Source organism: Paraburkholderia sp. UYCP14C (assembly GCF_004197395.1).
Classification (GTDB): Bacteria; Pseudomonadota; Gammaproteobacteria; order Burkholderiales; family Burkholderiaceae; genus Paraburkholderia.
In genome coordinates this window covers 16767-40713 of sequence record NZ_SELS01000042.1, presented here as the reverse complement: position 1 = coordinate 40713, position 23947 = coordinate 16767, and the positions used below count along the sequence as shown (strand labels likewise).

Annotated in this window: 26 protein-coding genes and 3 pseudogenes; 24 read left to right on the top strand and 5 right to left on the bottom strand. The window is 58.0% G+C overall.

Annotated elements, in window-relative coordinates; all coding sequences use genetic code 11:
• Positions 1 to 28: 28 nt before the first annotated feature.
• The 14 genes and pseudogenes from EVC45_RS30000 to EVC45_RS29940 all read left to right on the top strand — a co-directional run.
• A complete protein-coding gene (locus EVC45_RS30000) occupies positions 29 to 646 on the top strand; it encodes a hypothetical protein (protein ID WP_129961810.1) in 618 nt (205 codons plus the stop codon).
• Positions 647 to 661: 15 nt separating this feature from the next.
• Positions 662 to 886: a hypothetical protein gene (locus EVC45_RS29995; RefSeq protein WP_129961809.1), complete on the top strand. Its 225-nt coding sequence runs from the start codon at positions 662 to 664 to the stop codon at positions 884 to 886.
• Positions 887 to 1166: 280 nt separating this feature from the next.
• Positions 1167 to 1613 carry a Fis family transcriptional regulator gene (locus EVC45_RS29990; protein WP_129961808.1) on the top strand — a complete coding sequence of 149 codons (447 nt, stop codon included), beginning with the start codon at positions 1167 to 1169 and terminating at the stop codon, positions 1611 to 1613.
• A gap of 22 nt (positions 1614 to 1635) precedes the next feature.
• Complete coding sequence (locus tag EVC45_RS29985; RefSeq protein WP_129961807.1) at positions 1636 to 1836, top strand: hypothetical protein; 201 nt, start codon at positions 1636 to 1638, stop codon at positions 1834 to 1836.
• A 14-nt stretch (positions 1837 to 1850) separates the two neighbouring features.
• Positions 1851 to 1979 (top strand): hypothetical protein, encoded by a 129-nt coding sequence (locus EVC45_RS47705; protein ID WP_306770802.1) that lies wholly within the window; start codon positions 1851 to 1853, stop codon positions 1977 to 1979.
• Positions 1980 to 1995: 16 nt separating this feature from the next.
• Positions 1996 to 2205 (top strand): hypothetical protein, encoded by a 210-nt coding sequence (locus EVC45_RS29980; protein WP_129961806.1) that lies wholly within the window; start codon positions 1996 to 1998, stop codon positions 2203 to 2205.
• A gap of 60 nt (positions 2206 to 2265) precedes the next feature.
• Positions 2266 to 2775: a site-2 protease family protein gene (locus tag EVC45_RS29975; protein ID WP_129961805.1), complete on the top strand. Its 510-nt coding sequence runs from the start codon at positions 2266 to 2268 to the stop codon at positions 2773 to 2775.
• A 140-nt stretch (positions 2776 to 2915) separates the two neighbouring features.
• Entirely contained in the window at positions 2916 to 4142 is a 1227-nt protein-coding gene (locus EVC45_RS29970; RefSeq protein WP_129961804.1) for an ISL3 family transposase, read from the top strand.
• A 27-nt stretch (positions 4143 to 4169) separates the two neighbouring features.
• Positions 4170 to 5306 carry a hypothetical protein gene (locus EVC45_RS29965; protein ID WP_129961803.1) on the top strand — a complete coding sequence of 379 codons (1137 nt, stop codon included), beginning with the start codon at positions 4170 to 4172 and terminating at the stop codon, positions 5304 to 5306.
• 62 nt (positions 5307 to 5368) lie between these two features.
• Positions 5369 to 5608: a hypothetical protein gene (locus EVC45_RS29960; protein WP_129961802.1), complete on the top strand. Its 240-nt coding sequence runs from the start codon at positions 5369 to 5371 to the stop codon at positions 5606 to 5608.
• A 56-nt stretch (positions 5609 to 5664) separates the two neighbouring features.
• Positions 5665 to 6195, top strand: coding sequence for a hypothetical protein (locus EVC45_RS29955; protein WP_129961801.1), 531 nt, complete (start codon positions 5665 to 5667; stop codon positions 6193 to 6195).
• A gap of 311 nt (positions 6196 to 6506) precedes the next feature.
• The gene (locus tag EVC45_RS29950) at positions 6507 to 7754 is read left to right on the top strand and encodes a hypothetical protein (RefSeq protein WP_129961800.1); all 1248 of its coding nucleotides are present in this window, start codon (positions 6507 to 6509) and stop codon (positions 7752 to 7754) included.
• Between the two features lie 333 nt (positions 7755 to 8087).
• A complete protein-coding gene (locus EVC45_RS29945; protein ID WP_129961799.1) occupies positions 8088 to 8771 on the top strand; it encodes a hypothetical protein in 684 nt (227 codons plus the stop codon).
• Between the two features lie 109 nt (positions 8772 to 8880).
• Positions 8881 to 9072 (top strand): annotated as a pseudogene (locus tag EVC45_RS29940) (hypothetical protein); the annotation flags it as partial.
• Positions 9073 to 9239: 167 nt separating this feature from the next.
• Here the strand turns inward: EVC45_RS29940 and EVC45_RS29935 are convergent.
• A complete protein-coding gene (locus tag EVC45_RS29935; RefSeq protein ID WP_129961798.1) occupies positions 9240 to 9551 on the bottom strand; it encodes a hypothetical protein in 312 nt (103 codons plus the stop codon).
• Positions 9552 to 9718: 167 nt separating this feature from the next.
• On the opposite strand from EVC45_RS29935, the gene EVC45_RS29930 reads away from it, so the two are divergent.
• The 6 genes from EVC45_RS29930 to EVC45_RS29905 all read left to right on the top strand — a co-directional run bounded on the left by EVC45_RS29930 (position 9719) and on the right by EVC45_RS29905 (position 13347).
• On the top strand, positions 9719 to 10243 hold the full coding sequence (locus EVC45_RS29930; protein WP_129961797.1) for an antitoxin Xre/MbcA/ParS toxin-binding domain-containing protein: 525 nt from the start codon (positions 9719 to 9721) through the stop codon (positions 10241 to 10243).
• Positions 10240 to 10710 carry an RES family NAD+ phosphorylase gene (locus tag EVC45_RS29925; protein WP_129961796.1) on the top strand — a complete coding sequence of 157 codons (471 nt, stop codon included), beginning with the start codon at positions 10240 to 10242 and terminating at the stop codon, positions 10708 to 10710. Before EVC45_RS29930 ends, EVC45_RS29925 begins: the two co-directional genes overlap by 4 nt.
• A 62-nt stretch (positions 10711 to 10772) precedes the next feature.
• Positions 10773 to 11120 (top strand): hypothetical protein, encoded by a 348-nt coding sequence (locus tag EVC45_RS29920; protein WP_129961795.1) that lies wholly within the window; start codon positions 10773 to 10775, stop codon positions 11118 to 11120.
• A gap of 199 nt (positions 11121 to 11319) precedes the next feature.
• Positions 11320 to 11619, top strand: a complete 300-nt coding sequence (locus EVC45_RS29915; protein WP_129961794.1) for a hypothetical protein — start codon at positions 11320 to 11322, stop codon at positions 11617 to 11619.
• Positions 11620 to 11644: 25 nt separating this feature from the next.
• Positions 11645 to 12337 carry an SOS response-associated peptidase gene (locus EVC45_RS29910; protein WP_129961793.1) on the top strand — a complete coding sequence of 231 codons (693 nt, stop codon included), beginning with the start codon at positions 11645 to 11647 and terminating at the stop codon, positions 12335 to 12337.
• Positions 12338 to 12357: 20 nt separating this feature from the next.
• Positions 12358 to 13347: a hypothetical protein gene (locus EVC45_RS29905; RefSeq protein ID WP_129961792.1), complete on the top strand. Its 990-nt coding sequence runs from the start codon at positions 12358 to 12360 to the stop codon at positions 13345 to 13347.
• Positions 13348 to 13639: 292 nt separating this feature from the next.
• Here EVC45_RS29905 and EVC45_RS29900 read toward each other — a convergent pair whose 3' ends face one another.
• Complete coding sequence (locus EVC45_RS29900) at positions 13640 to 14206, bottom strand: recombinase family protein (RefSeq protein ID WP_129961791.1); 567 nt, start codon at positions 14204 to 14206, stop codon at positions 13640 to 13642.
• A 135-nt stretch (positions 14207 to 14341) separates the two neighbouring features.
• Positions 14342 to 17311 (bottom strand): Tn3 family transposase, encoded by a 2970-nt coding sequence (locus tag EVC45_RS29895; protein ID WP_129961790.1) that lies wholly within the window; start codon positions 17309 to 17311, stop codon positions 14342 to 14344.
• Between the two features lie 117 nt (positions 17312 to 17428).
• Here EVC45_RS29895 and EVC45_RS47990 point away from each other — a divergent pair.
• A pseudogene (locus EVC45_RS47990) lies at positions 17429 to 17494 on the top strand (SEC-C metal-binding domain-containing protein); the annotation flags it as partial.
• 446 nt (positions 17495 to 17940) lie between these two features.
• Here EVC45_RS47990 and EVC45_RS46250 read toward each other — a convergent pair.
• Positions 17941 to 18168, bottom strand: coding sequence for a hypothetical protein (locus EVC45_RS46250; RefSeq protein WP_211193496.1), 228 nt, complete (start codon positions 18166 to 18168; stop codon positions 17941 to 17943).
• Positions 18169 to 18739: 571 nt separating this feature from the next.
• Between EVC45_RS46250 and EVC45_RS29875 the strand changes: the two genes are divergently transcribed.
• On the top strand, positions 18740 to 20347 hold the full coding sequence (locus EVC45_RS29875) for a glycoside hydrolase family 28 protein (protein ID WP_129961789.1): 1608 nt from the start codon (positions 18740 to 18742) through the stop codon (positions 20345 to 20347).
• 185 nt (positions 20348 to 20532) lie between these two features.
• Here EVC45_RS29875 and EVC45_RS29870 read toward each other — a convergent pair.
• Positions 20533 to 21287, bottom strand: a protein-coding gene (locus EVC45_RS29870) for an IS5 family transposase (protein WP_129961788.1) whose coding sequence is annotated in 2 segments (ribosomal slippage) — positions 20533 to 20669 and positions 20669 to 21287 — 756 coding nt in all. Because the reading frame shifts where the segments join, the coding sequence is not laid out codon by codon here.
• Positions 21288 to 21369: 82 nt separating this feature from the next.
• Here EVC45_RS29870 and EVC45_RS29865 point away from each other — a divergent pair.
• A complete protein-coding gene (locus EVC45_RS29865) occupies positions 21370 to 22695 on the top strand; it encodes a glycoside hydrolase family 5 protein (RefSeq protein WP_129961787.1) in 1326 nt (441 codons plus the stop codon).
• Positions 22696 to 23694: 999 nt separating this feature from the next.
• A pseudogene (locus EVC45_RS29860) lies at positions 23695 to 23907 on the top strand (IS6 family transposase); the annotation flags it as partial.
• Between the last annotated feature and the right edge of the window lie 40 nt (positions 23908 to 23947).

Sequence of the window (23947 nt, the reverse complement as noted above, 5' to 3'; positions counted from 1 at the left end):
GGAACGGAAAGCGGAGAAAGAAGAACGCATGGAACCGACCAACACATGTCCCAAGCCTGAGAGCCTTGTCGATTTCTCGCGGGTTTTGGAAGCGCGTGTGCAATGGGCTCTCGCGACCTACGCTTTTAATCCCGACGTCACGGGCAACTACGCTGAGTATGGGGTGAGAATGGAGCGCGCCGAGCATCTGGCATGGGAGGCCGGCTGGACCTTTCCAAACGCCCCAACCCCGCATCTGTTTGCGGATGTGCCGTTTCTGCGCGATGTTTTTGACCGCTCCGCCGCTGACTCGCTAGAGGAATTGGCCGAATTTGAGGCAGAACGCGAGGCGGAAAGGCAACGGGCCGAGCGCAAAGCTGAACGCAAGCGCGAGCGTGAACGGATCAATGCCGTGCTCGCAGCTAACGACTGGTCAGCGCTGGACTTGCCAACGCCAGAAGCGTTGACCGCGACGCTTTCGGATGGGGAGTCCGCAACCATCAATGGCCATTTTGTTGACTACGATAACGAGGATGGTATGACGTGGTACACGAATCCTTACGGGATCGACGGCGTGCTTTTTGATGGCAGACCGACCGTTGAGGGCGTGCGCGCGTTCCTCACGCACATGGCACACGGGGTCATGTATGGCCCGTCACCCGACTAGAAGGAAAACAAGACCATGAAAGGCATCACAGGATTTCGGCTGCGAAAAAGGACGGAAGCTAAGCGACGCGACAACTTCACGCCGATTTTCTTCGCGGCGGTTGTTACGGTGCTGTTCGAAGCTGCATTGGTCGGGCTTTTCCATGCCGACCCCGAAATGCATCTGATCAACTATTCGTTGGCTGGACTGCTCACCTTTTGTGCTGTCGCCGCAGCCACCGACGCCAACGTGAACGGCTAGGAAAATCCATGCAGACAATCATCGTTGTTGGGGCATTCGTAATCGTGACGGCTGCTGTGTTTGTGGTGCTGGGTCGTTCGATAACACGGATCGGCGTCGAGTCGCACATCGTCACCGGGCAAGACGGCCAAACGCGACTGGAACGTTCGTTCAGTGCGTGGCGCTCGAATACGTTGGCGGGCCGCACGATAGGCAGCGCATATATCGCGATTTGCAGCGCGCGGTTTGACAGGCAAGAGCGCGCGGCGAGCCGCAATCAGTGATCGAGGAAAATAGATTCGTGAATCGCACCGACAAACGCGGCTCCCGACGCTCAGGGCTTGCCAAACAGTCTCGCCATAAGAAGGCGCTTTTTCTGCCGATGGATCGCGGGACAGCAAATGAACTCGTACTGCCTGTCAGGATTGCGTTTGAGCGGATACGTCACGGAAAAGTTGATCGGGACGCGGCGGTGTGCATGGCGGAAATTCTGCTGCTGACTGGATTTCTGACCGAAAGTGGTTTCGGACTACTCGATGTCGCTTTTCTGGACGGCGTGGAAAAACGGCTGTTGACCGAGCTAAATCGCGAAGGCCTGGGCGAATGGAAATTCGCTGCCGCGTTAGTCGATGAGCTTGGTGTCGTCGTCAACGAATACGACAGACTGGTGCGGGAGACACGGCTTCATGCAATCGTTGAAGCTAATGAGAGCCTTTCGCGGCTGAAGCCGACAGCGCGAAAAATCTGAAGCGAACGCCCAAGGAAACGACATGCCACGCCCGACCGTATCCATCGATGATTGGAAATGCCCTTGGTGCAAGGAGCGCCACCGTTTTGAAAGCGCAGCAGCAGGCGCGTGTGCGGAAGGTGATCTGTCTGGCTTTGTCGATCAGCTAAAGTGCCCGTCGTGCGACAAGGATTCGATGGTTTCGTTAAGCATCCAGTTTCGCGCCGAAGCCGTCACCGAGTAACCAAGGATACGAACATGATTCAAGAGCTTTTGCACCTGAGCGACACCGCGACCGACGCGCTGCTGGCCGTTGTTGGCGTGGCCTGCCTGGTCGGAGCCGCCTACTGGATGGGATATTTCAAGCGCGGCAACTCCGTTCGCTGACACCACGGAAAATCGCATGCTTACGTTGAACGATGAATGTATGGAAGGCTTCAACCAACGGGAATGTGACTTGGTCAACGAAGCCGTATCCGCTCTGATGGCCCGCGGCTTCGCCGAGTTGCATGCGGAAGACATCGCCGTCAACAACTGGAGTCTGCAGCACGAAAACAGCGTTGCGGCCCTGACGCGAACGAACAGCCAGCGGGGTTCGGCAGTCACCAGCTGAACACGTAAAACAGCGCCCGGTGTTTTCGCCCTTTTCGAGTAACCTACAAGATAGATTGCGATGAGCCTGTCTCTAAATCTGTTTGACCGCTTCCATTTTGCATTCGTCTATTTTCTCCGGTTGTCGCCCGGCGTGGCGACGGCGGCTTGCCTGATTGCGCTGACCGTGGGGTATGGGTTCGTGATTCTGCACGAGTGCGCGCACTGGCTAACGGCACGGGCCTTTGGCGTAACCGGCGCAATCGGCTTTTTCACGCGCCGGGCGGAGTCGAAGGTTTGGTTTCTGTCGGTCATGGGCGTCAAGTTTGATGATGGTGAGTTCGCGCGCCTGACGTGTTCTCAAATCCGATTGGTCGCCGTAAGTGGCCCGCTATCCGACGTATTGGCAGGCTTGCTTTGTCTGATATTCGGCCTAGCCATGCCGGGGCCAGCCTGGCTGTCCGCAGGCGTTGCATTGGCCGGCCTGATCTATCTACCGGCGTCGGCGTTGAACATAGTGCCGCTTCCATTGCGCAATGACGGCTGGCTCGTCCTTTGGCCAAAGGCTGCCTTCACACCGCGGAAGGGCTAGAAGCGTTCATCGCGCGGACTCGAGAGAAAACTTGACGCCTGCCGATGCGTATTTTTTGGGATATTGAATAATGTGCCTCTGTTGAATTTCCAGTGGGTGGTATCGTCCCGTTTTCTGCATAAACAAGACGAAGGCAGGTCATGCATAGCAAGCTGTTCGAAGCCGCATTGGGCATAAGCGATCCGTGGTTCGTGAGCGGCGTCGATTTCGACGCGGCCACCAAGCTGTTGACGATCCAGATCGACTTCACTGCGGGAAGCCGCTTCGCGCATCCTGAGGTGGCCGGAGTGCACCCTGTGCATGACACCGTCGTCAAGCGCTACCGGCACCTGAACTTTTTCCAGCATGACTGCTACCTCGAAGTGCGCACGCCGCGCGTGAAGCTGCCCGACGGCCGCGTGGCGCTTGTCGAGCCCGATTGGGCCGGCAAGCTCAGCGGCTTCACGCTGCTGTTCGAGGCGATGGTGCTCACGCTCGCCCAGCAGATGCCCTTTGCAGCTGTAGCCCGCGCCGTCGGCGAATCGTGGCATCGCGTGCATGCGATCTGCAAGCGCTACGTCGAACTTGCGCTGGCCGCAATCGACCTGTCCGGCATGACCAGCGTCGCCGTGGACGAGACCTCCTACAGGCGCGGACACAACTATCTGACGCTCGTGGCCGACGCCGAACAACGCAAGGTCGTGTTCGTCACCGAAGGCAAGGATGCCGCCACCATCGAGCAGTTCGCCGGCCACCTGCGAGCGCACCGCGCAGAGCCCGAACAGATCACCTCGGTCAGCATCGACATGTCTCCCGCCTTCATCAAAGGTGTCAGCGAACATCTGCCGAACGCCCGCATTACCTTCGACAAGTTCCACGTCGTCGCCCAGGCATCGACCGCCCTGGACAAGACCCGGCGACTCGAACAGAAGACCGATCCCGATCTCAAGGGCCTGCGTTGGGCGCTGCTCAAAGACCGCGAGCGGCTCAATGTGGCACAGCGAGCCGATCTGGACGCGCTGGTCGCCAACGTCACGACCAAACGTACGGCCCGTGCCTGGCTCTATCGAGAACAGTTGCGCGAGATCCTTGATCGTAAGCAGATCAACGTCGTTTCCGAGATGCTCGAGCAGTGGTGTACCAACGTGATGCGATCCAAGGTTGAACCCATGAAGGAGGTCGCCCGCATGATCCGAAAACACTTCGACGGCATCGTCGCATGGACCCAGACGCGCCAGACCAACGGCTTTCTGGAAGCACTCAACGGCCTGTTTCAGGCTGCCAAACGACGCGCTCGTGGCTACGCAAACCTCGAAACCATGCGCACCGTGCTGTTCCTGATCGCCGGCAAACTCAACTTCGCGCCGATCAATCCGCACGCCGCGTAACCCATTCAAATCTCAAAAGAGCCAATAATGTTTTATTCGCGCAAATTGAATAGGGATACCGGCCGCGTCGAGGTCTGGGAGTGTGAGTGGTCCAACCCGGGCACGGGCATGGCAAAGAAGGAATTCATTCGCAAGCATGGCGACGAAGGTGAGGTGGAATTCGAGCATGACGAATACTCAGCGGCTTCGGCGATCTGCTGGGCGCCTGGAAGGACTATCGGAAATATCGCGGTAAGCTCAGAAGAGGTTTTCGGACACTTCGAAGGTAAGGCCGGCACCAACGCGATTCTTCCTTGTCATGTGGTGCCCTGCGGAAAATTCCGAAACGGCGCTGCTCGTTGGTATTGCAAGACACACCAGATTCACTGGGGAACTAACGCCGATCTAGCCGCGTTGCCAGAGTCCGGTGACGTACGGTGCAGTAACCACTCGATGGAAATGAGCTATGTCGTTGACCCTCTCCAGGTGGAGTTCAACGACTACGAAGAGATCGGCATCTGGTGCTCGTTGCCTCCAGCGTTGTCCAGCCGACCCATCGTAAAGCGCTCGCCAAAAATCCACGTGCACAAGCGATTCTCAGGTGCTGATAAAAAGTTGCTCGATCGCGACTTCGACGCAATTGTTTGCTCGTACAACCAGGACACGGGCCTCTTTGACAGCACTGAAATCACGCTGATTCAGGTGACGCCGCCTGCGGCCTTTGAGTTCGTCCGGTCGCTTGAACAGGGCTATGAAACATCGTGCGTTACGTGCAAAAAGTGCGGCTACCCTCACTTGGACCTGGGCAGCTTCGCAGTTCATCCGCATGCCAAACATTTTTGTGGGAACTGTGGGAACGATAGTGTGTGGAGTGACGGGAAGATTGTTTCGACGCCGTTGAAGCCGCTTCACGACCAGTTCAACAACAGCAATACCTACGTGACGCCGGATCGGCGATTGAATCTGGACGACTATCCAGATAGTCACTTTGAAATGTGGTCCTCAACGCCTGCCGTCTTATGGACGGCAGACCGTCCGCAAGAGCGCGGAATCCATGTCCACGTCTACGAGGGCGACGGTCCCCGCCGAGTCGTCGATGACACTTTTGGCGAGGTGATATATCGAGGCAAGAAGCTGGAGCGCAAGATTCTTTGGCAGAACATGACTGACAACACCATTTACTGAACTGACGTTGCGTCGTGCCGGTACGAAGTGATTTTTGGCGATCAGTAAGTGATCCCGCACGCATGAGGAAGCACGGAAAAACAATGGCGACAGAAACTATTACGGACAAGTACGACATCACCTACAGCATGCCTGAGCGGGATGGCGGCCGCGACTACGTTTGCGACGTTCGGGTTTGGCATCGACAGGAAAATCGCGTCATGGGCGTTTATCGAGGCGAAGCTTCGCGCAAGCCGACGGCTGAGAGGATTGCCCGTGAGAAGGCGATCGCAGCGATCCGCGCGGACCGCTTCGAATCGTAAGAGCCCACGGCCACTTGTCGGCCTGCCAACGTCTTCTAACGAGGAAGGATCAGTCTTTGAATAACGTCTCGATCGATGCCGTAGGCGGGCTGCTACCGATGGCCTTTTCTCTGCTGTATTTGCCGCGCACCGTGCGCGCATTGGGATGGTTTTACGGCGCGATCTTTGGGCTCTCCATGCTGGTCTCGACGCACTTCTCCTTTTGCGACAGCCACGCTGTTCACGTCGCTCCCGGCACCATCCTGCTGTGCGTTGCGCTGTGGCTGCCCAGGGCGCGCGGGCGCAACCTGGAAGTGCCGGCCGCGGCCATCTTCACGCTCGCATTCATCGCGGGCTTTCCGGTTGACGTATATCTTGGCTATGTTTGCGTCGCTGCGAATGGAACGGCGCGGGTGGGCGGCGCAGGCTTGTCAGACGGGCTGATCGTGGGCCCCGCGAGTCTCGCCTTGGTACACCTTGGTGTCTACTATTTCTGCGAGCTGGACGAGAAAGGAAACGTCCCGATTGGAGATTTTCTCAAGACGCATTTTGCGGTGACCCGTCCCCCCGGCGACCGGCCTGCGTCAACTATTGCTGAGCCATCGTGATCGGCACCTCGTTTGGCCGCGCATTGCGCTCGACGGGGCTTTGGCCGGGGCGATAGCTGCGGTATACTTATCACGCACTCCAGACAACGAGTGCCGGGTTTGGCGACCCGTTTCATACAAGCGCACGGCCGCGCTATGCGGCTTTTTTTGTGCGTATTGCCTGTGCGCGCCGTCTTCTATGGGCGGGCCTTGGTGGGGAGGCCTTCGGGTCTGCCGGCTGCTTGTGTGACCGGTTCGCCAACCCTGCCATGCGCCCGCTCACCTCATTTGGCGATGAGAAGCCGGGTAACGCTCACACAAGAGGCCGCACCGTGCATCCACATTCCATCCAGCCGCTCAAGTCGCTGCATTCCCCCACGCTCATGCAATCGGCGCCAGCATTGGCCGATCGCGCAATTAGCCCCGTCGACGTTTCCCGTGCCGCGACGGTGCTCCGGGCACCTGTTCGCGGTGCGTCGTCGCCGAAATGGTGTGCTGCAGCGCTCGCGATGGCTGCGACTGGTACATCTGCGTGCGTATCATTCCTCGCCTCATGGGAGCGCGGTGGCCAGTTTTCCGAACGGCTCGTTTGGGTTGGCGTGGGTCTTGTCCTGCTGCTCGGCGCGCATCTCTTGCCAGCACTCGCGCGATCCGCACCGATGATGTTGCGTGTTCCTGCGCTCATGCTGTGGGTCCTGTCGATGGTCGCAACGGGATACGGGCACGCCACATTTTTCATGCAGGCGCAGCGGCATGCCGGTGAGCTTCGTGCGGCAGCCGTCGACGCGCGCGCCTCGATCGCCACATCTCCGGTTTCAAGCGGGCCGGACCTGACGACAATAGCCATTGAGCGTGCACGCGTTACAACGGAACTGGCCAGCGCGACAGCCCGGAAATGTGTCGACCGTTGCACAACCCAAACGCTACGCCGTGTGGCGTTGTCGTCCCGGCTAGACGCATTGAACACCGCGCTGGAGGAAGCACGCCGTCGCGAACGTGCGGACGACAAGCTGAGCGTGGTCCGCGATCGCCAGGCGGTTCTGCGAGCGGATGCAATGAGCGATCCGGTAACCGGTCGCGTCGCTCTTCTTCTAGGTACGTCAACGGACACAATCAACCTGGTTGTGGGTCTTGGATTCGGCGCGGTGCTTGAGTGCATTGCATGTCTTGGCTGGTTGCTCGCGCTGCACGGCGCTCCCATTACCGACACGCCCTCGACAACTAATAGTAACGCTGCAGTCGTGGCAGGTAACCTCGCACACGGCGCGGGTAACGACGGGATGTCCGTCCTGGCTGACGGCGTTCCTGCAGGTAACCGCGCCATTCCCGTCAATAACGGATCGGTCGCATCCGGTCGCAGTGATGGGCAACTGGCGAGGGATCAGGATCAGACCGTAACGATGATGGTAGCGAAGACCGTTAGTGCGGATCTTGCGATGCTCGCCACCGAGGTGGCCGCCGGTCGAACGCGCGCGACAGTTGCCGAGATCCGGAAGTTGTTCCGGTGCTCTCAGGGGAGGGCGATGGCGCTGCGCCGGCAATTCGCAGAAGCGATGCTTGAGCAGCCACGCGCAGCATGACCGGATGGCGTCACCGCGGCCCAACTGTTCGCATCCTGCCATTCTAGGCAGGTAGGGGTCCTAAGCGCCCCAACCACGCGTTTCGCACGTCTCTCGACCGGCAACCCATCCGTTGAAGCCGCTGGGATCTTAATGACCGCTGCCAGCGCACGTCGGACATCAACCTCTATTGCAGATAGCGAACGGCGCAATGCACCGTGCGGTAGCGCACAAACAGCGGGAATTCTCAGGGAAATCATGACTTGAATCGTCCCCCTCTGTTTAAAAAGGGCCTATAAAGGAGTGCGGATATTGCCATCCGCTAGTCCCGTTGCGAATCACAAGGAGGGGCCCATGAAAAACGTGACTTTACAGTTGGTCTTTGGTCTGTCAGCGTCGCTCGCAGCTTCGCTCGCAATGAGTCAAACGAACAAACTGTGGGAGCCGGGGACCTTTTCTGATGGCGAATATAAACCAAGCTGCAGTGACTGCTACATACAGCAAGTAGAGGTATTTGTTCCGAAGACGGGGGTAGTGGTTGGTACTGCGGATCCCGTCTGTGGCGACAATTCAGTCGTAAATTTCTTTGATGTTGCTGCTGCCGGCGTGAGAGCGTATGTCGATCCAAGCGGGTCGGGAAATTTGGCGGAAATCGCGAAACACTACGCATATCAGGAGGTCCGCAATAAGGTCGGCGGAAGCTTTCAAAGCTTTCTCGATGCGAACGGGCCACGGACGCCGTATGGAAATTGCGCTCCGCTCGCTGCGCTGATACCGAGCACCGCTGAGGTAGTGGCGATACACCTCGGTGACTGGGACAGTGTGGTCGGAGCCGGAGCGTGTCCGCCTGGTCCTCAACAGGAGTGCGCCCAAGGATGGGCAAAGTTTCTCAACGCACCGGAGCCGCGAGAACAACAAGGCGGCGGACAAGTTTTTGCCACCACTTATATCAGCTGGTCTCACGATAGGGACCGTGTGGCGCGCATGTTCATCGCTTACCATATGCCGCCCGGGAAAAAGCCGATTAGATACGAGTAGTAGAGCCGCTTTCGTCATTGGTTGACGCTTCTGCATCAGCATCAGAGACCCCCAACTGACAGTTTTCGCCCTTAGCGTACGTAAACGTCCGAATCTTGACGGCACCCAGGAGGCTCGCGCCCTGATTCCGGTGTCCGCCGGCGGCGGCAGGCAAACCGGCACGATCATCGTGAGCGTGACGGACGCGGTCTTTTCCCTGGTCCATCCTGAACACGTCGAGATTGCCAACCGCATCGAGGTACGCCTTGTTGATCAGGATCTGTTGCCGCGGTACTCGGATATTTCCGGTTCGCACGGCTAATGCAGGAGCATGGCGAGCAAACTCTTTCGGATGCGAAAAAAGGGACGAAATGGCGCGGCCGGCATGCTGGCATAATTCGGCCTCTCTCAGGTTCTGCTACGGCCCTCGGAATTGGCAGAACCTTTAGCCGACTATTGCGGTCGGCTTTTTTTCGCCTGCTCTCCTTACTAACGGCTTGATGCCTCGTCGAAAGGCGGTGTGTCTTTCAGCCAGTTCATCACTTCGTCTCGTACGCTAAATCTCGGCGCTGCGATCCATGCAGCAAACCCGGGTTGCAGGTCGAGCCAGACGCAGTCCAACAGATCGAATTCTTCTTCGATCTGTTCGGGACGGTCGTCCCGCAAATACGCGTACACCACGCGTCGCCCATCCCAATACGCGACCGCGAAATCCGTCAATTCAGCAACCGTGCCGCGCGGCAAGTCCCGCAACAGCATCCCAATCTGGTAATTGCATGCTTCCGGGGTCAGATCCACCATAATTCTCTCCGTGCGCCTGGGTGACATATAGCAGCATAGATGCTGCCAGACTTGCCAACCCGAAAAACGCGAAAAACTCCCAAACGGGATTGCGTTGATTCCCGTTTGGTATAGGTATATACTCTCTACCAGTTGGTCAAAGACGCTTGCTCATTCGGGAGAATATCATGTCAGCAGAAGCAATCGCGGGACGGCAGCACGCCCGCCGGGGAAAAGGCGCCTCGGCCGCGAAATCAGCAGCAGCTGCTCGGCTTGCGCATATCGGCACCAACGGACTCGGAGCGCAGGACGACGATTTCACGTTTTTTCTTGGTCTGGACCCGATCGAACAGTCTCAACTGATTCGTGACGGCATGGAGGCGGTGATTGTCAGCCGGATCGCCAATGAATTGCTGGATATTCCGGTGCAAACGCTGCTGTCCAGTCTGCGCCTGCCCAGCAGCACGATCAACCGCAAGATTTCGCAGGGCGAGCGTCTCAGCGCAAGCGAGTCGGACCGTGCTGCGCGCACGATGCTGGCATATGCACAGGCCAGGGACGTACTCGAAGACGACAAGCTGGCCGCCGAATGGCTGCTCCGGCCTAACGTCCAGCTACGGGGCGAGCGTCCGCTGGACATGCTGGATACGCAGACAGGTTTCGACCGTGTACGTGACATTCTGGTGCGACTCGAACACGGCGTTACCGTATGAAGGTGTTCCGTCTCGCAAAAGAGAAGCCCGGCAGGTACCGGGCCGATGACCTAAGTGGCAACGGCGCTGCTCTTGCCGGCGGCCGCTGGAATCCGCGGGGCGTGCCCGTGGTCTACACGTGCTGCCACGCCTCTACTGCAGTACTCGAAGCGCGCGTTCATGCGTCGGGCCTGCTGCCGGTGGCCAACTTTTATCTGGTTACGCTGGAGGTGCCGGACAAGGCCGTATCGAGCGCCTACGTGCCCGAGCTGCCCGACGACTGGAACGCACTCGATCATGATCCGGCGTCGACGGTAGACCTTGCGCGGCAGTGGCTGGAGGACGGCAAGCGGCTTGTGATGCGGGTTCCATCAGTGGTGTGCCCGAATGATCACAATCTGATCCTGAATCCGGCGCATGCGGGTATGAAGCATGTAGTGGTGCTTCACAAGCAGCGCTTTGAGCTGGACCGACGGCTTTTCAAATGAACCAGTGGCGATCTCAGCACGATCGCCACGCGAACAGGACAAGACAGGCGGAGCGGTTGAGCATGAATCCAGTTGAAGCAAAAACGACGTTGGAGACGCTGGCACGGGGCATTGATCCCGCAACTGGCGAGCTTTTGCCCGAACAGAGCCCGTTCAACAACCCGCAGGTGATCCGGGCGTTGTTTTTTGCCGCAAAGGAGATCGAAAAGCTCGTAGAACCGGATCCGGCTGCGCGAGCGGAGCGTGAACGGCCAAAGAACGCTGGCCGGGCGTGGCCACCGGAAGAAGACGAGGCGTTGCTTAGAGACTTCGACGCCGGCATGTCGCCGAAGCAACTCGCCGCGAAACACGGGCGCACAAAGGGTGCGATCGACTCCCGCCTGGTGCGTCTCGGGCGTGTCGAGCATTAAGCGCGAGACTGCAACCGGTCCGCCTGGATGCTTGGGGCGGGGCGTCGCTCGGGAGCGCGTGCAGTAGGGTAGACAGAAAGGTTGATAGTTAGTTGCGTTACTGCATCGAACCCCTTAACGACGGTTTTCAGGGAATCGGGAGTTTTCATGATCCAGATTGGTCGCATGAGATTCGCCACGCACCACGCAGGGGTCGCCCATGGAGCGGCTTGAATCGTTCGGTTTGCCGGACACCTTTCCTGCCTATCTGATGCCAGCGGCCGGGGCTCAGTTCGTACGGGACTGCGTGAAGGGTATCGGCCGGACAGACATCACCAGGATGGCCCGTGATCGGGGCTTCATGCCAAGCTGGAAGCGGCTGACGCACCTCGGCCCCGGGGTCTACGGATTGAGTCTGACGATCGACCGCATGGGCGTGCCGCTGATGGTCCGTATGAGCGAGTCAGGCGAGGCACAAAAGGCGGTTATACAGCCGTCTCAACAGCAGTCGCTCTTCTAGCAAACGGCGTCGCCGGAGGTTCTTCATGTGTGGGCGATATTCACGCGGGCAGAAAGATCTGTTTTACGTCGAGCCACTGATGTCTGACGCTGGCGATCAGCGATTTGCCGGCCACGCAGAGATATTCCGCCCGAGCTGGAACGTTTCGCCGGGCACAAAACAGCCGATCATCGGCCCGGACGGCCCACGGCTTGAAATATGGGGATTTCGGCCCGCATGGGCGGTGGCTAGAAAGACCAAAATGATGATCAACGCGCGGATTGACAAAGCTGCATCGAGCACGTGGAAATGGATGTTCAGCTCGGGGCGGGTCCTGGTTCCCGCTGACGGTTGGTACGAATGGGTCACCGTTGACGGCAGAAAACAGCCCTATTTCATCAAATCGAATGACGGGCCTCCTGTCTATTTTGCGGGGCTAAGCAGCGTGCGGCCAGACGCAGTTCCGTCAGAAACGCCCGGGGTTGTGTTCGGCTTTGTCATCGTGACCGCAGCGGCCGATAGCGGCATGCTCGACGTTCACGACCGGCGCCCTCTTGTGCTGACGCTCGAAGAGGCCAAAGAGTGGCTCGATCCCGCGACGACGTTCGAGGAAGCCGTACATCTTGCAAATACCGCCGGGAAGTCCGCTGACGATTTCCATTGGCACAAGGTCACACCCGGCGTGAACCGCACAGGCGGCGACAGCCCGACCTTTAACGACCCGATTGACGACGAGTAGGCTCGAACGAAGGTACAGACATGAAGCACGAATACTGCGTCCAGACGGATGCCCTCGAAACCATCGTAGCCGCGGCCCGGGTCGAGCCGCGACATGCCGCACTGCTGGCCACGCTTGCTACTCGCAGTGAGTACAGGTCGGTCGCGTATGTGACGTCGCGCGACACTTATGCGGCGCATCCAGGCGCTGTCTTTGACGCGTCCGGAACGAAGATCGCGGAAAGCTATCGCGAATGGGTCAAGGCCGAGATTGAGGCGCACAACGGCGACGTCGCCGCAGTGTGGGAGCGCAACAAGGACAAGGGCTATCTGCTGTCCGAGGTCCAGCCGGTACTGCATTTCTTCACGCACGACCGCGGCGGCTCCCTCGACAACTTCACGCAGTTGCGCATCTTCACGGAGACCGAGGCGATCACCCGAAACCTCTTTACAACCGCTGACTGGCGGCGGCCGCAGACTCCAAATGACCTTCTGGTGTATCACGACTATCTCGGGGATACGATTGAGCCTCGGCCGTTGGGCGCAGAGCGATACAGTCTTTATGATGCAATCGACATGCAGATCTTCCTTCGTGTGGCCGCGACGTGTGCCGATGAGGAACGGCGCGTCGCAGCAGCTCGCCGCCTCAAATTCACCAATTTGCAGACGGGCGAATCCGGGACACAATCGTTTGCCGAATTTAATCCGGACTTCGATAAGTATCCGAACAAATCGCAACGCTTCTTTGACGACTGGTCTGAGTCCAGCGCGGGCATGAGCGGCGAACGGATCTGCCGGCGATGGGTATTCGAGCCACAGGATTCAGAGGGATACCAGGCTGACACAAGCCTGCCGCGTCATCTGTACTTCATCCCGCAGTGGGGCCACAACCATAAGGTCGCCGCCGTCGAAAAGATCCGCAACATGGACGACTATGCGCTGTATGGCCGGTTGAACAAGTTCGATGAGCGTATTGGCGTGCCGTTCAGGGGTTATAAGCCGGACGCCCAGATTTGCTGGAAGTCTTTTTGATTCAGTGGGTTAGCCATGCTTAATCCCTGGGGAAATAGATGCAGCCCGCCGAAGCGAAATCTGGTGGCGGTCTCATCATTCCGTTGCCTTGCTCCGCCGTAGCAAGGTGTAGGAGACTCGCCAGTGTCCTTCGGTTTCGGCGCAAGTGATGGCCGCCGTCTTCTGGTTGAGCCGTACGATCGTGCCGGTGCGGGTGTGCAGCGCCTTGTCGGTAAAGCTGACTATATGGGGTAGTGACCACATAGCTGCCAAAAGTGCCATTTGCAGATGCGAGTGGTCGCCAACGCCATGTTCATTCGGAGGCCGCGGCCTTCGCCGCAGCCAGAATCCGATAAATTGTGGCCTCGCCGAGGTTGAGCTGGCGGGCAATGCTGACTTTCGTCGTTCCGCTTGCGGCCAGTTGCAGCACCGCATCCCGGAGCTCCGGTGCAATGGGTTTGCGCCCCTTGTATCTGCCGGCTGCCTTGGCCTTGGCGACACCCTCGCGCTGGCGTTCAAGCATCATTTCCCGCTCGAATTGTGCGACACCGCCGAGGACCGTCAGCATCAGCTTGCCGGTTGGTGTATGCGTGTCCATTCCCAGGTTGAGCACGCGCAATCCGACGTTCTTGCGATCGAGGGTCTGCACCGTCATCATCAGGTCGGTGACCGATCGGGCCAGCCGGTCCAGCTTCGTGACAACCAGCACATCACCTTCGCGCACGTATTCGAGCGCTGCGGCGAGCTGGATACGCTCGCCAACCGATGAAACCTGTTCCTGGAAAAGCTTTTCGCAACCAACCGCGCGCAACTCCTTGAGCTGGGCGTCGAACCCGGCCCGCTGATCGACGGTGGAAGTACGTGCGTAGCCGACAATCATGTTCCGATCACAGGAATCTGAGAGGTTGCGACGGCATGTCGATCAAAAACAAAAATTGACTTCATTGATAGGCTTCTTGATGGGTGTTCCAATCGATCATTAGGGCAAGCCCTATTGATAGTAGGGCGCTTTCGCTCAGGCCGCTAACGCCTCGAGCGGCAGCCGCTTTCCCATGTCCAGATCGAACCGACCGTATGGATTGATGTGGGCGTAGATCAACGGCGATAGTGCGCGGAAGTCGGCGGCCTGCATCATTCGCCACCAACGTGGCTCTGACAGTACACGCTGGATCATCAGCGTGTTGACGTAGACCAGACAGATCTGCAGCAGGTGAAGGGCCAGCACGGACAGTTCCTGGTCTTCCAGCTGGTTCGTCGCGACCTCTCCGCCCTTGCCGAAGAAGATGAAGCTGTTCGCACTGTTCCAGTTTTCTACGACATTGAGCCCTTCATGAATTTCTCGGCGCAACGCTTCCGAATCCAGATAGCGGCACAGGAAAATCGTTTTGATTGCCTTGCCGAGCTCGGCAAGCGCCTGATAGGTTGGATGCTGCCGGTTGCTGCGCTGGAAGCGACGCAGGATGGCTTCTGCTTCGGCAGTGCCGAGATGCAGCGCCGTCGCGTATTTGATCATCTCGTCGTATTGCTGCCGGATCAGTATCCAGTTGATCGGGCGCGTCAGTACCGGCTCAAGATTCGCGTAGTCAATACCGCTGCCCGCAGTCGGGAGATACAGCTTTTGCGAGGCGATCGCCTTGAGGCGTGGAAGCAACTCGAAGCCGAGCAGATGGCAAAACGCGAAACCAACCTCGCTCTGGCCATGGCTGTCGGTATAGTGATTCTGTATCTCCATGTCGCTCTCATGCCGCAGCACGCCTTCGATCATGGACGCGACCTCGGACGACGAACAGCGCTTGAGCTGCGAGTAGATGCAGACTGATTTGTGTTCGACGTGCCAGTAGATCATGACGCCGCGACCGCCGTAGCGGATATGCCACTCGGTCATGAGGTTCTGGTCCCACGCTCCGAATTTCTTGGAGTCGGACGCGCAGGTGGTACTGCCGTTTCCCCAGATGGCGGTTTGCCGCACAGCGAATGTGGCATTCACGACGCGAGCAATGGCATCGCGCAGCGCGTCCTTGCGGACAAAACGCTCGCGAACGTAGCGGAGTTCCTTGTAGGTGGTTGCGTGTTCGTCGGTTAGCACGCGCTTCAGTCCGGTGTTGGTGCCCAAACCATATAGGCAGAGCAGCAGTCGGCGCTGCAGCGTCGCGCGATCCACGACTTCGCGCGTCCCTGCGCTATGAAACGCATCGCTGAATCCGATGCGCAGATCTGCTTCCTTGAACACATCGAGCAGGCCGGTTGATGACCAGCGTTTGAATATCTCCGTTTTCACACGTTGCAGGTTCGGTGGATCGGGTTGTGCGTCGAGCGGCGTGAGACAGATGCGGTTCTTGCCGCTCGGGCGCAGGGTGACACGCGAATTTTTTGGCAGTCCCTGATTCAGCGTAGTCAGTGCATCGATCATCGTCTGCCGGATACCGGCCATGAACAGTTCGACATCCGCAGGGTGCCCAAGCGCTTCGTAGTAAGCCTCGCGTCGTTCGCCGAAATCCGCCGGCAGATCATCATCAGGATTGCGGTAGCGTTCGGCACCGACCACCCAGATTTCCTTGCACTGCAGGCGCTCACGCAGCGACTGCAGTACGCAGATTTCGTAGTTGATCCGGTTGATGCGCTCCTTGCCGCCCTTGTCTTCGTCGATCACGATCTCACGCCATTTGTCGCGGATAACGCCTTTGACCGGCACTTCGTCGATGGCGAAATGCTGCTGGCGACTATCGCGGTGCTGGCGCAGAAGGTTCAGTGCGTCGATTACCGGCCGATGCGCTTCGTTGTTGCTACGAAATTCCAGCGCATCGAGCAGGTGAGGCAACATGCGGCGATAGTGGTTGCTATACGAAGCCCGCAGAACGGTATGAACGACGCGCCGAAAAGCCGGCCCCGTCGCCTTGAACTCCTTGACGAGATCCTTGAGCGTCTCTAGCCCGACGACCGGATAGAGTGCCTGTTTGACGGAGTCGTCAGGATGATCAACGGCGGCCTCCGCCAGACGAAACAGCACGCCGGTCTTGCCGCGCACACGACGAAAGTCCTCCAGCAGTTGCTCTTCGACCTTCTTCTCGGCCTTGTTGTCGATCTTGTGGATGATCTGCATCAGCAGATCAATGAGGCCATCAACGATTTCGTGCTGCCGCTGAAAGCAGAACGAGGCCGCCAGGCCATAGCGGATGTGTGTGGGATGTCGCCGCAAATCCCAGATCGATTCAACGCTTGCTCGCTGACGGAATTTCTGCAGCCATTTCGGGGGCACAGTTGCCAGCGTGACTGTCGGCAGCACAAGTTCGCGGATTGCCTTCAGTTTCGCCAGTTCCTGCAACAGGGTTTCGAGACTGTTGCGCCCCGCATCGCGGCGCAAATGCGAAAAGCTGATCTCCCGCTCCGGCGCCGACGTATCGCTACTCTCCGGTTCGTCGACACCATCATCTGCGGCACCCAGCAGGCGATCCAGTGCAGTGCGTGACGTATCGGAAATGCGATCGGCAATATCCGTCAACAGCCTGGATTCGTACGCATGTGCCTCGGCGCGTAACAACCTGTCCAGTCGATGTGTGCCGGGCGATTCGAGACCCTGACTTCGTAACCAGTCGTCCGTTCGTTCCGTCAACTGCTCAAGGGAATGAGCTCCGGGCAGCAACTCGGCACGCAACCACAACGCCAGGGCGTCCCAGTCGGCGACCGTCATCCGCCGGATGCCGAGCCACGACAGGATCCCGGTACGCTGACGCTTTGCGGTTCGTCCTTGCCAGTCGAAGCTGTCGAGCGTCTTGATGGGAATCGCTAACTGTTCGGCCAGGTGACGCACAACCTCGGCTGGCACCTCACGGCGCGAGTCAGGAAACCGGCCCTCGTACTGAAAATATTTGAGCAGTATGGCAAACGCGAACCGGCCGTGGCCAGTTCGCCCGGGCAGCAGTGCCTGCTCCTCTGCGGTCAGCGTCCAGTGCGCATCGAGTTCGGTCTCATCCCATTGTCGCTTCACCGGACTGTCTCTCTATTTAATTAAAGAAGCATATGATAGACAGGTCGACTCATTTCCGCCAGCGACAGGGACGACTCAAATGGCACTTTTGGCAGCTATGTGGTCACTACCCCTACACCGAAGATTGGACGTAACGACCCGTGTCCATGCGGCTCGGGCAAGAAATACAAACGCTGCCACGGCGCAGTGGAGGCAACCAGCGACTCGCCACAATCCGGCGAGCACTTCGATTGGTCGCACGCCGAACACCTTCCCAGCGGCATCGAAGAGGGTCCGGTTCACTCGCCGCTGAGCCAGCGCCTGGCACGTGACGGCACGGCCGTCGAGATCGAAATCTACGACGATGGCGAAGGCGGCTGGCTGCTCGAAATTGTCGACGAGTTCGGCAATTCAACCGTATGGGATGATGCGTTTGCTACCGACAGTGCTGCACTCGCGGAGGCATTGAACACGATCGACGGCGAAGGCATCGCATCCGTGATCGGCGCCGCACCGGCCAACGTCATCCGCCATTGAGTGGGATGCGAAGAGTGCCGTCAGTTCCTCGCCTGGCAAGGCTTGCCGGGCGATGATACGCATTTCCGCACGAATCCTTACGCCTACCCGGGCATATCCTGATCGAGAATCGCTCAGGGCTGGTGGTCGGTGCCGTGGTAAGCCATGCAGATGGCTTTGCCGAGCGGGCCAATGCGCTGCGACTGCTTGACCACTTCTGTTCGTGCCCGGATCAGATCGAGAACGGCCTGCAACCCCACGTCCTCCGCCCTGCGGCGCTGACCGTATGAACGGCCGACTTCGTCGTGAATCCGTGTTGAAGCGCAACCTGCATTTACTCCAGAAACGTGACTTGTGTCCATGATGCCTCCCCGCCGAGCAAGCTGTCCTCGGCCGACGCCTGCGGGCTAGGACACGCAAACTCCGGGCGAGGCTAAGAAGCGACGTGATGGTGATCCGACAGGAATGCTCGTCGGAGTTGTGTTCTGCAGTTTTCTGCAACAGGCCAACTGCAACTTCAGAGAACGCTTTAACGCGACAATGTCGACTTATGTCGTCGGGAGTTGGACAAACAGGACGACCATCCAGACAATTGATCCCGCCCCTCCAGTGTCCCAGAAACCGTTTTGCATAAGCGTCCGATCCGGCTGCTCTCGAAGTGCCTTGGTGATCAATGCGCATATCGTGACGTTGGCTCAGCTATTGCATATGCTCCTGGCCAACCAACAGGGGCCGATTGAAGTGAAGAGAATAAACAGGGTTGCATACCTCACGGGAAAGACGCGGCGCGCCGGGCTCGACCTAGCATCGGGATGAGCTGATGCAGAAGCTGAGCGGTAAACCTTACCTGCTATGGCGTGTAGTCGATGAGCACGGGACTGAACTGTACATCCTGTTACAGAAGCGCTGAAACAGGACCCTAAGGAGAACACAATGCCAACATCCGGGATCGTCTTGCGTGGACTCGCCGGCAAAAGGCTCGCGCGCATCGCAATATGGTCACTTCTCGTGATTGCGCCCGCGTTGGCATCAACGTCAGCGGACAAGTTACCGCCCATAAAGACACAATGGGGCACAGTCAACGAACCGTCACTACCTGCAACCGTCTGCAAGCGGCTCGAAGCATCGCTTGCGCCGGTCAACGGCTCCATCGATATGTGGGACGCGAATGCATCTTCGTCCAATCCGGACACCGCGCGCATCCAAGACGCAATCAACGCCTGCCCGGCAGGCCAAGCGGTTAAGCTTGTCATCGGTGCATCAGGAGATACCGGCTTTCTCAGCGGTCCGCTCAGGCTAAAATCCGGAGTATCGTTGTGGATCGACCGAGGCGTGACGCTATTCGCCTCTCGCAATCCCGCAGACTTCGATAATGGTGCGGGAACGTGCGGTACTGCGACTACATCTAATAAAAAATCTTGCAATCCGCTCATACTTGCACAGACAACCACGGGCAGCGCGATTCTGGGTGACGGGACGATTGACGGTCGTGGTGGTAGCTTGCTCACCAGCGGCACCAATACGGGCGGGCGCACCTGGTGGGACATCGCCTATCAAAATAAGATATCCGGACTACACCAGCAAAATCCCCGGCTTGTCCAGGTGACGGGAGGCTCCGCTTTCACACTCTATCGCATCACCGTGCAGAACTCGCCCAATTTCCATGTTGTCACCGATGGCGTTGCGGGAGTAGTCGCATGGAATATAAAGATCCTAGCACCAAGCCTCGCGTACAGCGTCAGCGGGTATGCTTGTCCCTCTGGCACCACACCTGACAAGAACACACCCGCTACATGTTTCACGCCGGACACCGTGAGGAACACTGACGGTTTCGATCCCGCTCAGTCACGCAACGTGTTGCTGGCTTATTCGTATATCAGCACAGGTGACGACCACGTCGCCATCAAGGCTAGTGCATCACCTGGCAGCAAGAACCTGATGTTCGCGCATAACCACTTCTACTATGGACACGGCATGTCGATTGGCAGCGAGACGAATGCGGGAATCAGCAACGTCGCGGTCATTGATCTAACGGTGGATGGAGGAGACAGTCCAAACGGAAACGGCTTGCGGATCAAGTCTAGTTCGTCGCGAGGTGGCAATGTGAGCGATGTATCGTACAGCGATGTGTGCATGCGCAACGTCGCGGAGCCACTAGTGTTCGACCCATATTACAGCTCATCCTCAGGCACACAGTACCCGAACTTCCTTCAGATTGCCGTCCACCGATTTCACTATCTCGGCAGCAAGAAGTATGGGGGCGGACGGCTGACGTTCTCGGGGTATGAAAACCGGAAGCAGAAGAATCCGCTCGTGATCAGCCTGGACAACGTGGTGTTCGATGATAATCAGCCAGCTCTCGCGGAAAGTTTTGCAACGCACTATGCGCTCGGTCCCGGCCCAGTGAGCTTTTCTGACAAGATTGTGACCTCAACGTCCAAGGATGTTCAGGTGTCCGGATCACCCGGTCAAGCTGCGCCGGTCGATTGCAGCGGCGCTTTCATTCCCCTCAATGCCGTGGTTCAGGCTTCACCTATCTGATTTGGTCCTTGTTTATTCGTTTATGCATTACTACATTCCGAGGCACAGGCTTAGCGAATGAAGGGACTTCCCCGTCCCGAGGCTGCGGCGGAAGCCGCGAGTCGGCATCAATGTGCCAAGATGAAGTTGCGAACGTTCAGCGACACCAGCGAGAGGGGAAGTCCCTTTCATTCTCTAGGTTCTGTTCACATTCTCACGAGCGGTCCAAAGGCACAGGCAAGCGACGCGAAAGCGAGATAGTTCCCTGCGAGCTTGTCATAGCGAGTGGCGACACGACGAAAATGTTTGATACGACTGAAAAAGGGTTCGACGATGTTCCGGTCCGATACAGCACGCGGCTATAGCCACGTTTGGTTTTCCGGTTCGAACGCGGCGGGATTACGGCCGTTGCAAGCGTAGTGCGGATACTCTCCACAAAGGCGTTCGAGTCATAGCCCTTGTCAGCGATGACCGCGCCGGCGCGCAAGTGCTCAACCAGTTCATTCGCGCACCAAATTTCGGAAACTTGTCCCTCGGTGGCAATCAACCGCAGGGGACGTCCGGCATCATCGACGGCCAGGTGCAACTTGGTGGTCAGTCCACCTCGCGAGCGACCGAGCGCTTGCAGTCCGTTTTTTTGAGCTCCGGACGAATGCTGGTGTGCGCGCATGATGGTCGAATCGATCAACACATGCTTGATCTCGGTTTGGTCGGCCACGGCCTGGATCACGCGTTCCCACACACCCTTGCGACGCAACCTGGAGAAACGCATGTACACCGTGTGCCATCGGCCGAACGCCTTCGGCAAATCGCGCCATGGGCAGCCGGTCCGGCCGATCCAGAGGACAGCTTCGACAAACCAACGATTGTCGGTCGCCGTTCGCCCTGGATCGCGCCTCCTTGCCCGCAAGACGGATTCGATTCGTGCCCATACTTGATCGCTCAACAACGTTCGAATCATCTTGGCCTGCTCGCGCAAAAGACAAGATGTAAACACATTTCATCGAATGTAAACAGACCCTAGTCGTGGAGTTCATTGCATCATGGAATTGGAACCCGGAAACTGGCTCATCGAATCTGGGCGTTGGCGCAACTTTTTGGGGACAGCTCTCATCACTGTCCTGCTCGGCGCGTGTGGTGGCGACAACGGGGAGCAACCCCCCCCGCAAAGCCAGTCTCGCACCGACAGCGTCAATAACGCGACGGCGAAACCTTTCTCATCAAGATCGCCTATCTGGCTGACGGTCGCTGACGAGGGCGACGCGCTCACTGTAGACACCGCGCAGAACGTGCGTTTTGGTGCAGGCGCCGTCTGGGTCGAGAAAACCGTAAATGATCCAGGGCGATGTGACTCTGGCTTCTTTGGGAAGAATCCGCTCTCCGGTGCGCCGAAGGTTTGCCAACGGCTTCAGAGCACTCGCGGTCTGCTCTGGCGCGGCGTCAGTTTGGCCGGCGCCGAATTCGCGCCTGGCAGCCTACCGGGCAACTACGGCAGTGACTATAGGTATCCGACTGCCGACAGTGTGGCGTACTACCAGAACAAAGGTATGAACATTGTGCGTCTGCCTTTTCTCTGGGAGCGGCTGCAGCCGACCCTCAATGGGCCGTTTGATGTCACAGAGCTGTCACGCCTTGTCGCCTTCGTCAAACCCGTGACGGCGTCCGGCGAGACCGTAGTGTTAGATCCACACAACTATGCACGCTATCGCGGCAATGTGATTGGCTCGAGCGCCGTACCTGATAGCGCCTACGCCGATTTCTGGTCGCGCCTCGCATCCCAATTCAAGGACAATAAGCGAGTTGTGTTCGGGCTGATGAACGAGCCGAATTCCATGCCGACCGAGCAATGGCTATCAGCGGCCAACGCCGCGTTGGCCGCGATACGCGCTGCCGGCGCGAGCAATATGGTGTTCGTACCCGGTAATGCGTGGACGGGGGCGCATAGTTGGACTCAGAACTGGTACGGCACTCCCAATGCAACGGTGATGAAGGACGTTAGGGATCCGGGGAACAACTTCGTGTTCGAGGTGCATCAATATCTCGACAGCAACAGCGCGGGAAGTTCGCCAGATTGTGTGAGCGCCAGCATCGGCGTAGAGCGTCTGCAAGACTTCACCACGTGGTTGGAAAGTAACGGTTACCATGGGTTCCTCGGAGAAATCGGCACGGGTGCAAATGATACCTGCAACCAGGCTCTTGGCAATGTGTTGGCATTCCTGCACGGGAACGCCCATGTGTGGACAGGATTTGCATATTGGGCAGGTGGTCCGCTATGGGGCAACTATCCATATTCGATTGAACCAACCAATGGGGTCGACAAGCCGCAGATGTTCGTGTTGATGCCATATCTGAATCAAGCCTCAGACTAGAGAATGAAAGATCCTCTCAAGAGAGGGTAGCCACGTTCCCTCTCGGAAACGCGGCCCCCGAGGAACTGTACGTGCAAGTTTCCCTGCATACAGCTCGAGCACAGCGTTAAGCGTCGTATTGACGCCGGTCTTGCCATTGCAGCGCAAGCCCTTCGCAAACGTCACATCGTTGATTCGCCTCATTACTGAGGCGAAGGGCGCTGAACCGTAGTCAGACCGGCCACTCACAAGCTGCCCTTCGCGGAATCTCAAATGTAGGCCTACGACAACTGCACCACGCGGAAGTCTGCATCTTTTCAGATCAGGGCAAATTTTGAACCCCTATGCGGCCCATTACCGGCCGCCGTTCGCTTTTTCCACGTTCTCATACCCGCTTCCTCAACAGCGCCCCTCACGGGTTGCCTGCCTTGATTGCGATGAACCGAAATCAAGGCGAAGAATCGGGCTTACCACGTTCCCTTCCTTGCCGACCCGCCAGTTGCGCGAGCCTATCCGTTTAGCACCTGCCTCTTTCCCGATGGCACTTCGACGGCGTACGCTCAAGAGCCAGGAGCGTAACCAGCCATTCACCTTTTGGTTTGAGCCTAACAGCAGCTTTGGCTCATCTTGCATTACGAGAATTCGAACGACAGTTCACTTTACGTTGTGCATGCGGAACTTGCCTAGCCTTCACACCGCACGGCTGCTGGCAGTGTCGACTCCTTCCTCGTCGCCGAGGTGAGTCTTCTTTCGAGAAGTACATTGTCCCCGGAGCTTCACACCCGACGGTTACCCATCGCGCATGTCCAAGTAGGCAACTGTTGGCCGTACAACAGGTCACAGCCTCGACCACCGACATATTGGTCATCGAATGTGTGACAAGACAAGAAAGAACTTTGCCATCCATACGGCTTGCCGATTAACGCTCGGCGGACGGCGACACGTGTCGCACGGCGCTGGTGCAAATAGGGCCGGCGAATGGGTTAGAGTTGTCGGAACAAAACGAACCGACGAGCCGCGATGAGCAAGCTGAAGAGTCCGGAGAAGTTGTTCGGCGGACGCCATTTTGATCGGGAGATCATCATTCTGTGCGTTCGCTGGTACCTGCGCTACAAGCTCAGCCTTCGCGATCTGGTTGAGATGATGGCCGAACGGGGCTTGTCGTTGGCTCACACGACGATCCTGCGCTGGGTGAGGCGTTATACGCCCGAGTTCGTCAAACGCTGGAACCGCTTTGCTACGCCTGCTGTTGGAGATCGTTAATTTTGCTAGC